Source organism: Bacillus sp. MUM 13 (assembly GCF_001866725.1).
Classification (GTDB): Bacteria; Bacillota; Bacilli; order Bacillales; family DSM-1321; genus Peribacillus.
Genome location: NZ_MLYQ01000186.1, coordinates 1 through 371 on the forward strand (window position 1 = coordinate 1; position 371 = coordinate 371).

Annotated in this window: 1 tRNA gene and 1 rRNA gene; both read left to right on the forward strand. The window is 43.9% G+C overall.

Annotated elements, in window-relative coordinates:
- A 5S ribosomal RNA gene (rrf, locus tag BIV59_RS24630) occupies positions 1-76 on the forward strand; the annotation flags it as partial.
- Positions 77-136: 60 nt separating this feature from the next.
- Positions 137-210, forward strand: a tRNA-Met gene (locus BIV59_RS22605).
- The last annotated feature ends 161 nt before the right edge of the window (positions 211-371 follow it).

The following is a 371-nucleotide window of genomic DNA, read 5'->3' on the forward strand; positions in this document are numbered from 1 at the left end:
GAACACGGCAGTTAAGCTCTTCAGCGCCGATGGTAGTTGGGGGTTCTCCCCCTGTGAGAGTAGGACGCCGCCAAGCGAATTTATGTATATTCACCTGAAATATGGTTATAATATACATGAATCAATATATTATCGTCGCGGGGTGGAGCAGTCTGGTAGCTCGTCGGGCTCATAACCCGAAGGTCGCAGGTTCAAATCCTGTCCCCGCAATCAGGAAAACGAAACTTTTGTTTCGTTTTTTTTTGTTTTCTGGATTCTTGAATATGCGTCGCCTCTCTTTAGTCAAGGCTCTTTTCTTAAAGATTGTTGTTTTTTAATTGTTCTGTGAAGTGAACCTGTTGTTAAACCAGGCTGATTGGAGTGTAAGGTGC